Raw genomic sequence first — 276 nt, 5'->3', positions numbered from 1 at the left:
CCCAACTCCTTATTCCTCTTTCCAGGGTTGCTTCTACGATAGATGCTGTCTTGTTGTCACATTCAGATACTTTGCATCTTGGGGCGTTACCATATGCCATGAAACAGTTTGGACTTACTGCTCCAGTTTATGCAACCGAGCCGGTTTATAGGTTAGGTCTATTACCTATGTATGACCACTTTCTTCCCCGCAAGCAAGTTCCAGATTTTGATCTGTTCACACTGGATGATATTGATTCCGCTTTTCTAAATGTGACAAGATTAACCTACTCTCAGA

At 42.4% G+C, this 276-nt stretch carries 1 protein-coding gene; it reads left to right on the top strand.

All coding sequences use genetic code 11. The features are described from left to right. Nucleotides 1-276: MBL fold metallo-hydrolase (locus ACYQ78_RS39560; protein ID WP_459806135.1), on the top strand; the 276-nt coding region annotated here is incomplete at both ends.

This window comes from Herbidospora sp. RD11066 (assembly GCF_054661255.1).
Note: the sequence above shows the minus strand (reverse complement) of the source record. Positions and strands in the feature narration are given on the sequence as shown.